The sequence below is a fragment of the Shigella sp. FC1544 genome, assembly GCF_001722145.1.
In the GTDB taxonomy this organism is placed as follows: domain Bacteria; phylum Pseudomonadota; class Gammaproteobacteria; order Enterobacterales; family Enterobacteriaceae; genus Escherichia; species Escherichia coli.
Window position 1 is genome coordinate 1 of record NZ_MECT01000057.1, and the last position, 9226, is coordinate 9226.

Annotated in this window: 8 protein-coding genes and 1 pseudogene; 5 read left to right on the forward strand and 4 right to left on the reverse strand. The window is 51.2% G+C overall.

The annotated features are described in order from the left end of the window. The 5 genes and pseudogenes from BGK49_RS04520 to pmrR form a co-directional block, all read left to right on the forward strand. Positions 1 to 300 (forward strand): annotated as a pseudogene (locus BGK49_RS04520) (IS1-like element IS1X2 family transposase); the annotation flags it as partial. Positions 301 to 412: 112 nt separating this feature from the next. Beyond that, entirely contained in the window at positions 413 to 2641 is a 2229-nt protein-coding gene (gene crfC, locus BGK49_RS04525; protein ID WP_000288547.1) for a clamp-binding protein CrfC, read from the forward strand. Next, positions 2638 to 3516 carry a YjcZ-like family protein gene (locus tag BGK49_RS04530; RefSeq protein WP_000169196.1) on the forward strand — a complete coding sequence of 293 codons (879 nt, stop codon included), beginning with the start codon at positions 2638 to 2640 and terminating at the stop codon, positions 3514 to 3516. Before crfC ends, BGK49_RS04530 begins: the two co-directional genes overlap by 4 nt. Positions 3517 to 3780: 264 nt before the next feature. Beyond that, positions 3781 to 5283 carry a glycine betaine/L-proline transporter ProP gene (proP, locus tag BGK49_RS04535; RefSeq protein ID WP_000919721.1) on the forward strand — a complete coding sequence of 501 codons (1503 nt, stop codon included), beginning with the start codon at positions 3781 to 3783 and terminating at the stop codon, positions 5281 to 5283. Between the two features lie 111 nt (positions 5284 to 5394). Then, positions 5395 to 5484 (forward strand): LpxT activity modulator PmrR, encoded by a 90-nt coding sequence (pmrR, locus tag BGK49_RS04540; protein ID WP_000797656.1) that lies wholly within the window; start codon positions 5395 to 5397, stop codon positions 5482 to 5484. Here pmrR and pmrB read toward each other — a convergent pair. From pmrB to BGK49_RS04560, 4 genes are all read right to left on the reverse strand, one after another. After that, positions 5460 to 6560, reverse strand: a complete 1101-nt coding sequence (pmrB, locus tag BGK49_RS04545) for a two-component system sensor histidine kinase PmrB (protein WP_001052136.1) — start codon at positions 6558 to 6560, stop codon at positions 5460 to 5462. The genes pmrR and pmrB overlap by 25 nt on opposite strands. Further along, positions 6561 to 7229 (reverse strand): two-component system response regulator BasR, encoded by a 669-nt coding sequence (gene basR / locus BGK49_RS04550; protein WP_046891667.1) that lies wholly within the window; start codon positions 7227 to 7229, stop codon positions 6561 to 6563. Beyond that, positions 7226 to 8869, reverse strand: coding sequence for a phosphoethanolamine transferase EptA (gene eptA, locus BGK49_RS04555; RefSeq protein WP_024259688.1), 1644 nt, complete (start codon positions 8867 to 8869; stop codon positions 7226 to 7228). The genes basR and eptA overlap by 4 nt, the downstream gene beginning before the upstream one ends. A 94-nt stretch (positions 8870 to 8963) precedes the next feature. After that, positions 8964 to 9226: IS1 family transposase (locus BGK49_RS04560; protein WP_000317683.1), on the reverse strand; the 263-nt coding region annotated here is incomplete at its 5' end.

The window sequence follows — 9226 nt, forward strand, 5'->3', positions numbered from 1 at the left end:
ACGGTTGTGGCGCACGTCTTCGGTGAACGCACTCTGGCCACACTGGAGCGTCTTCTGAGCCTGCTGTCGGCCTTTGAGGTCGTGGTATGGATGACGGATGGCTGGCCGCTGTATGAATCACGCCTGAAGGGAAAGCTGCACGTTATCAGCAAGCGTTACACTCAGCGCATTGAGCGACATAATCTGAATCTGAGACAACATCTGGCAAGGCTGGGACGGAAGTCACTGTCGTTCTCAAAATCGGTGGAGCTGCATGACAAGGTCATCGGGCATTATCTGAACATAAAACACTATCAGTAAGTTGGAGTCATTACCAATTATTTCTTGCAGTAATTATAAAAGCCGAAAACAGAACTCAAAAACAATCTGGCTAAATAAAAGTAACAAAATTTGCTTTAAGGAAGAATTTTCTATGTACACACAGACCCTGTATGAGTTAAGTCAGGAGGCTGAACGCCTGTTACAGCTTTCTCGCCAACAGTTGCAGTTACTGGAAAAAATGCCTCTCTCTGTACCCGGAGACGATGCGGCACAACTGGCTTTACCCTGGAGTCAGCCTAATATCGCCGAACGTTACGCGATGCTGAATAATGAGTTGCGTAAAATTTCCCGACTGGAAATGGTGCTGGCGATTGTCGGTACTATGAAAGCAGGGAAATCAACCACCATTAATGCCATTGTTGGTACGGAGGTTCTGCCTAATCGTAATCGCCCAATGACTGCGCTGCCGACGCTTATTCGCCATACGCCCGGGCAAAAGGAACCGGTACTGCATTTTTCACATGTCGCGCCAATCGATTGTTTAATTCAACAATTACAACAGCGCCTGCGTGATTGCGATATTAAGCATCTGACCGATGTGCTGGAAATAGATAAAGATATGCGTGCGCTTATGCAGCGGATCGAAAATGGCGTCGCTTTCGAAAAATATTATCTGGGTGCCCAGCCTATTTTTCATTGTCTGAAAAGTTTGAATGATTTAGTGCGACTGGCGAAGGCGCTGGACGTCGATTTTCCTTTTTCTGCTTACGCCGCCATTGAGCATATTCCCGTGATTGAAGTGGAGTTTGTCCATCTGGCGGGGCTGGAAAGTTATCCCGGTCAGTTGACGTTACTGGATACCCCCGGGCCAAATGAAGCCGGGCAACCGCATCTGCAAAAAATGCTTAACCAGCAGCTGGCACGCGCCTCGGCGGTACTGGCGGTGCTGGATTATACGCAACTGAAATCGATCTCTGATGAAGAGGTCCGTGAGGCGATTTTGGCGGTGGGGCAATCGGTGCCGCTGTATGTGCTGGTCAATAAGTTCGATCAACAGGATCGTAACAGTGACGACGCCGACCAGGTGCGGGCACTGATTTCCGGGACGCTGATGAAAGGCTGTATTACGCCACAGCAGATATTTCCGGTGTCGTCGATGTGGGGCTACCTGGCGAATCGGGCGCGCTATGAGTTAGCCAACAACGGTAAGTTACCAGCGCCAGAGCAACAACGCTGGGTGGAAGATTTTGCCCATGCCGCGCTCGGCAGGCGCTGGCGTCATGCCGATCTGGCGGACCTCGAACATATTCGTCATGCTGCCGATCAGTTGTGGGAAGATTCGCTGTTCGCCCAGCCAATTCAGGCGTTGCTTCATGCCGCTTACGCTAACGCCTCATTGTATGCTCTGCGATCTGCTGCGCATAAACTGTTGAATTACGCGCAGCAGGCGCGGGAATACCTGGATTTTCGTGCGCACGGGTTAAACGTCGCTTGTGAACAATTGCGGCAAAATATCCATCAGGTCGAAGAAAGTTTGCAGCTATTGCAACTCAATCAGGCGCAGGTGAGCGGCGAGATTAAACATGAAATCGAGCTGGCCCTGACCTCCGCCAACCACTTTCTGCGTCAACAGCAAGATGCGCTGAATGCGCAGTTAGCCGCCTTGTTTCAGGATGATTCGCAGCCGTTAAGCGAGATTCGTACCTGCTGTGAGACACTGTTACAGACGGCGCAGAACACCATCAGTCGCGACTTTACGCTGCGTTTTGCCGAGCTTGAATCCACCTTTTGCCGGGTGTTAACCGATGTTATTCGGCCCATTGAGCAACAAGTCAAAATGGAATTGAGCGAGTCAGGGTTTCGTCCTGGGTTTCATTTTCCTGTTTTTCACGGAGTAGTTCCCCACGTCAACACTCGCCAGCTGTTCAGTGAAGTCATTTCGCGCCAGGAGGCAACGGACGAGCAGAGCACGCGTTTAGGCGTTGTGCGTGAGACTTTTTCGCGCTGGTTGAATCAGCCCGACTGGGGACGGGGAAATGAGAAATCCCCGACAGAAACGGTTGATTACAGTGTGTTGCAACGAGCATTAAGCGCAGAAGTCGATCTTTATTGCCAACAAATGGCTAAAGTTCTGGCAGAGCAGGTCGATGAATCTGTTACGGCAGGCATGAATACTTTTTTCGCTGAGTTCGCTTCATGTTTGACGAAATTACAGACGCGTTTACGCGAAAGCCTGGCTCTGCGTCAACAAAATGAATCGGTGGTCAGGCTGATGCAGCAGCAATTGCAGCAGACTGTGATGACTCACGGCTGGATTTACACCGACGCCCAGCTGTTACGCGATGATATTCAAACACTTTTCACGGCAGAACGATATTGACCAAGACGTTACTGGACGGCCCCGGTCGCGTGCTGGAGTCGGTTTATCCCCGCTTTTTAGTGGATCTGGCGCAGGGCGATGATGCCCGCCTTCCACAAGCCCATCAGCAGCAGTTTCGTGAACGACTGATGCAGGAACTTCTTTCGCGTGTGCAGCTTCAGACATGGACGAACGGCGGCATGTTAAATGCGCCGCTTAGCCTGCGACTGACAATGGTGGAAAAACTGGCGTCGATGCTGGATCCCGGTCATCTGGCGCTGACGCAGATCGCGCAGCATCTGGCGCTGCTGCAAAAAATGGATCACCGCCAGCACTCTGCTTTCCCGGAGCTCCCCCAGCAAATTGCCGCCTTGTATGAGTGGTTTTCAGCCCGTTGTCGCTGGAAGGAAAAGGCGTTAACGCAACGAGGCCTACTGGTGCAGGCAGGTGATCAGAGCGAGCAAATTTTTACCCGCTGGCGTGCTGGGGCGTATAACGCCTGGTCGTTGCCTGGGCGCTGTTTTATCGTTCTCGAAGAGTTGCGTTGGGGGGCATTTGGCGATGCCTGTCGTCTGGGAAGCCCGCAAGCGGTGGCGTTGCTGCTGGGTGATTTGCGCGTGAAAGCGACACAACATCTGGCAGAGAGTATCAATGCGGCCCCGACCACGCGTCACTATTACCATCAGTGGTTTGCCTCTTCGACCGTTCCGACGGGCGGGGATCATGCTGATTTTTTAAGTTGGCTGGGAAAGTGGACCACGGCAGATAAACAACCCGTTTGCTGGTCAGTGACCCAACGTTGGCAAACTGTCGCGCTGGGGATGCCACGACTCTGTTCAGCGCAGCGTTTGGTGGGGGCAATGGTCGAGGAAATCTTCTCTGTAAATTTGGCGTAAATAATCAGTTACATCAATGATGTCCTAAACGAAATCCATGTGTGAAGTTGATCACAAATTTAAACACTGGTAGGGTAAAAAGGTCATTAACTGCCCAATTCAGGCGTCAACTGGTTTGATTGTACATTCCTTAACCGGAGGGTGTAAGCAAACCCGCTACGCTTGTTACAGAGATTGCATCCTGCAATTCCCGCTCCCCTTTTGCGGCCGTCGCGCTGATTTTTCTGGCGTTTGCGGAAATGGGCCAACTCTGCGAGGAAAGCTATGCTGAAAAGGAAAAAAGTAAAACCGATTACCCTTCGTGATGTCACCATTATTAATGACAGTAAACTGCGTAAAGCCATTACCGCAGCATCACTGGGTAATGCAATGGAATGGTTCGATTTTGGTGTTTATGGTTTTGTTGCTTACGCATTAGGTAAAGTTTTTTTCCCGGGGGCTGACCCCAGCGTGCAGATGGTTGCTGCACTTGCCACTTTCTCCGTTCCCTTTCTGATTCGACCGCTTGGCGGACTCTTCTTTGGTATGTTGGGCGATAAATATGGTCGCCAGAAGATCCTCGCTATCACTATTGTGATTATGTCGATCAGTACGTTCTGTATTGGCTTAATACCGTCCTACGACACGATTGGTATTTGGGCACCGATTCTGCTGTTGATCTGTAAGATGGCACAAGGTTTCTCGGTCGGCGGTGAATATACCGGGGCGTCGATATTTGTTGCGGAATACTCCCCTGACCGTAAACGTGGCTTTATGGGCAGCTGGCTGGACTTCGGTTCTATTGCCGGGTTTGTGCTGGGTGCGGGCGTGGTGGTGTTAATTTCGACCATTGTCGGCGAAGCGAACTTCCTCGACTGGGGCTGGCGTATTCCGTTCTTTATTGCTCTGCCGTTAGGGATTATCGGGCTTTACCTGCGCCATGCGCTGGAAGAAACTCCGGCGTTCCAGCAGCATGTTGATAAACTGGAACAGGGCGACCGCGAAGGTTTGCAGGATGGCCCGAAAGTCTCGTTTAAAGAGATTGCCACTAAATACTGGCGCAGCCTGTTGACATGTATTGGTCTGGTAATTGCCACCAACGTGACTTACTACATGTTGCTGACCTATATGCCGAGTTATTTGTCGCATAACCTGCATTACTCCGAAGACCACGGGGTGCTGATTATTATCGCCATTATGATCGGTATGCTGTTTGTCCAGCCGGTGATGGGCTTGCTGAGTGACCGTTTTGGCCGTCGTCCGTTTGTGCTACTTGGTAGTGTTGCCCTGTTTGTGTTGGCGATCCCGGCGTTTATTCTGATTAACAGTAACGTCATCGGCCTGATTTTTGCCGGGTTACTGATGCTGGCGGTGATCCTTAACTGCTTTACGGGCGTTATGGCTTCTACCTTGCCAGCGATGTTCCCGACGCATATCCGTTACAGCGCGCTGGCGGCGGCATTTAATATTTCGGTGCTGGTTGCCGGTCTGACGCCAACACTGGCGGCCTGGCTGGTCGAAAGCTCGCAGAATCTGATGATGCCTGCCTATTACCTGATGGTAGTGGCGGTGATTGGTTTAATCACCGGCGTAACCATGAAAGAGACGGCAAATCGTCCGTTGAAAGGTGCGACACCGGCGGCGTCAGATATACAGGAAGCGAAGGAAATTCTCGTCGAGCATTACGATAATATCGAGCAGAAAATCGATAATATTGACCACGAGATTGCCGATTTGCAGGCGAAACGTACCCGCCTGGTGCAGCAACATCCGCGAATTGATGAATAAGCTGAAACGGATGGCCTGATGTGACGCTGTCTTATCAGGCCAATTGAACTCTTAAGGTTCACTTAATCTCTGACGCGCATACTCTCCTCCAGGTTAACGGAGGAGAGTGCAATGAAAAACCGTGTTTATGAAAGTTTAACTACCGTGTTCAGCGTGCTGGTGGTCAGCAGCTTTCTTTATATCTGGTTTGCCACGTTCTGATCTTTCTTCAGCCGTACCCTGGCCCGCGTGCCGGAAGTCTCTTGCCGGTTTTGCAGGAAAAACTGCCCGTGATGCAACTGTGTAATGCGGCTGACAATACTTAACCCCAGACCAATCCCGCCATAACGGCTGTCCATACGTACAAACGCTTTACTCAACTCCCCGCATTTACTCTCATCAATACCTGGTCCTTCATCTTCAACTGCCATGACCGCTCCGCCATCTTCTTGCAGTTTAATCATAATGTTGCTGCCTTGCGGGCTGTAACGATGGGCGTTTTCTACCAGGTTTCGCAATAACATCCGCAGCAGGGTTGCATCACCCTGAACGGTGATGTCGGCGGCGCTCTCTGGCAATAGCAGGGTTTGCTGTCGCTGGTCGAGCATGGTACTGAGTTCGTCATACGAGGGGAGAATGACATCTTCCAGCAGTTTTACATGTTGATAATTACCGGAAGAAAATGACTGTCCGGCACGCGCCAGTTGCAGCAGCTGGGAGACGCTCTCCATCATCTGATCAAGCCGTGCCACTAACGGTGCTACATCAATGTGATGCGTTTTCGCCAGCAGTTCCAGATGCAAACGCACCCCCGCCAGTGGCGTTCGCAGTTCGTGCGCGACGTCAGCGGTAAACAACCTTTCGTTATCCAGCGTGCTGGTCAGGCGACTGACCAGATCGTTCAACGCCGAAACCACCGCTTCGATTTCGAGGGTGGCGCTGTGAATGGCAATGGGCGTTAAGTTGTCGGCAGTGCGCGCTTCCAGCTCTTTTTGCAGCTCCGCCAGCGGGCGGGTGATGCGGCGTACCGCCTGATAGCAGATAAATAGCGTCAGGCTGACCATAAAGACGCCGGGGACAATCAGGCTGGCGACCGCCTCGCGGATCTCACGCATGATGTGGCGATCGTTGTTGCGATTGTCGCGTAGCGCCTGCTCAAACAGCTGAATCTGCTCGGTACTTTCATGCCATAGCCAGAAGACGCTGATCAGCTCAAACACCAACAAAATGGCCCCGATAGTCAATATCAGCCGTTGGCGCAGCGATATTGGTCGGCGCAGAAAACGCATCAGATTCAATTAGTTTTCCTCATTCGCGACCAGCATATAGCCAAAGCCGCGCACGGTGCGGATACGGGCTTTGCCCACTTTGTCGCGCAGATTGTGGATATGCACTTCCAGGGTGTTGGTCGAGGGTTCATTGTCCCAGTTATAGATGTCGTTGTAGAGAATTTCCCGATGTACCGGACTGCCTGTTTTGAGCATTAACCGTGACAGCAGAGCATATTCTTTGGGCGTCAGAATCAACTCTTCACCGCCCATCCATACCTGACGGCGACCCATATTCAGCGTCAGATTGCCAACAATCAGCTCACTTTCGCCCTGATTATTATGGCGTCGTAGCAGGGCGCGGATACGGGCGTGTAACTCTTCCAGCGCAAAAGGCTTCACCAGATAGTCATCGGCACCGACATCCAGCCCGGCGATTTTGTCGGTCAGCGTATCGCGAGCGGTGAGGATCAGTACCGGCAGGGTATATTTTTTCTGCCGGATACGGGCGAGAAAATGCAGTCCATCTTCGTCGGGTAACCCTAAATCCAGTACCACCAGGCTGTAATGACCGGCTTCAAGGCTTTGTTCCGCCATCCGCGCGGTTGTCACGCCATCGCACGCGTAGCCTTCGGTTTGCGCCGCCAGAATCAGTCCCTGCAATAACAGCGTATCGTCTTCAACAATCAGAATTTTCATTTACTCACTCTCCTGCAAGTTTGCAGAATATCATCCGCAGCCTGGTAATACTTCGTCTCAACGCCAGTTAATCCCAATAGCGTGGAGAATAAATTGTCTTGTGAATAGTGTTGCGTTTGCGCCTGTTTTTGCAGGCAGTTCTGGTCAACCTGATACCGTTTTTGATAATCCTCCGACAGCCACAGCAGCATCGGCACCTGTTTTTGGCTATCAGGGGCGATGGCATAAGGCAGACCGTGCAGATAGATGCCATTTTCACCTAACGATTCACCGTGGTCAGAAAGATAAACCAGGCTGGTGGTAAATTTATCCTGATGTTCTTTCAGCAGATTAATCGCTTTATCAACAATATAGTCGACGTAAACCAGCGTGTTGTCGTAAGTGTTCACCAGTTGCTCTTTGGTACAGGTCTGGATCTCATTGGTGTCGCAGGTTGGGGTAAATTTCCTGAACTGCGGCGGATAGCGGTTGTAATAGGTCGGACCGTGGCTGCCGATGGTGTGTAAGACAATCACGCCATCACCCTGCAGGTTATTGATGTACTCTTCCAGCCCGTGGAACAGCACTTCGTCATAGCATTCGCCGTTGATGCACTGACCAGGCAGATTCAGCGCGGTGACGTTCTGGTGAGGCACGCGGTCGCAGGCACCTTTACAGCCGCCATCGTTGTCATTCCACAGCACGTTGATGCCCGCTCGCTGAATGATATCCAGCACGCCTTCCTGGTGCTGTGCCAGCTCTTCTTTGTAATGCTCACGCGGCATATCCGAGAACATGCACGGTACTGAAACTGCCGTTGCCGTGCCGCAAGATGCGGTATTAGGGAAATAGACCACGTTATCTTTCGCCAGCCGCGGGTTAGTTTCACGCGGGTAGCCGTTGAGGGAGAAGTTCTCCGCCCGCGAGGTTTCGCCGACAATCAGGATGGTCAAATTTTTACGTTTTTCGTTCTGCATTAACGGGTTGCGGTGGGCGTCTTCACCAATTCGCACCAGCGGTAGATTTGCCAGTCGCTGATGGGAGTACCATGACCAGCTGGCAACAATGCTGTTAGAGGGGCTTAAGGATTTCACCAGCTCTTTGTTATTGCGGAACAACGAGGCGTAGTCTTTATAAAACAGTGCGGCGACCAGCAAAATCAGTAGTACAGAAACCAGAATATTGGCTCCACGGAAAAGAACACTGCGTAGACGCGAGGTGGCAGGTTTGATTTTTATCCAGCAGGCAATCAGCGCAGCAAGCACGCCGCTGAATCCCAGCGTTAATAACATTTGCGGTGTCATCAGCGCATAACTTTCTGCCGGAGTGGTATCAATAATATTGGCAATCATCGAGCGGTCGATGACGATGCCGTAAGTCATTATGAAATATTGTGCAGCCGCGCCAACCAGAATAAACAGGCAGGCCAGTGGTCGATTAAGCCATAAGAAAGAGCTTAGTGTCAGGACAATATTAATCACGCTGAAAGCGACGACCGGCATCGACAAGAAAACCAGTACGTTATGCAGCGAATCCAGCGGCAGCGCCTGCAACACCTGTTTAAAAAAGGCAATATTCAGGCAGATAGAGATATAAAAAGCGGCCAACAATAGCCAGGCGAGTAAATTCAAAGAGGGTCTTTTTAGTAGGCGCTTCAACATCACGGTGTTTCCATCGAACAAAGTGCGCATATGCTCGCAAAGCAAAATTAAGCCAACCTTAAGTTCTTAAGGTTGGCTTGGTAATGACTCCAACTTACTGATAGTGTTTTATGTTCAGATAATGCCCGATGACCTTGTCATGCAGCTCCACCGATTTTGAGAACGACAGTGACTTCCGTCCCAGCCTTGCCAGATGTTGTCTCAGATTCAGATTATGTCGCTCAATGCGCTGAGTGTAACGCTTGCTGATAACGTGCAGCTTTCCCTTCAGGCGTGATTCATACAGCGGCCAGCCATCCGTCATCCATACCACGACCTCAAAGGCCGACAGCAGGCTCAGAAGACGCTCCAGTGTGG